At 35.1% G+C, this 208-nt stretch carries 1 pseudogene; it reads left to right on the top strand.

The window, feature by feature from the left end:
* Position 1 precedes the first annotated feature (1 nt).
* Positions 2–208: pseudogene (locus RV13_RS20630) on the top strand (ATP-binding protein); the annotation flags it as partial.

Raw genomic sequence — 208 nt, 5'->3', positions numbered from 1 at the left:
GATTTATCACTTTGTTCTTGGCTGGCTAATCTTTTTGTTCATTGGTTGGATGAGCGTCTTTTATTTACAAGAACTTAGACAATTTGATATTTCTAAGGTATCATTTTCCACTAGTGAAATTGGCTGGTCTATGAAGGATGTAATCTGCTTGCTAGGAAGTCTCGCTCTTTCAGGAAGCATGATGTTACTTTATATACACTTTTTTCAG

This window comes from Enterococcus raffinosus (assembly GCF_001886185.1).
Taxonomy (GTDB): Bacteria; Bacillota; Bacilli; order Lactobacillales; family Enterococcaceae; genus Enterococcus_A; species Enterococcus_A raffinosus.
Note: the sequence above shows the minus strand (reverse complement) of the source record. Positions and strands in the feature narration are given on the sequence as shown.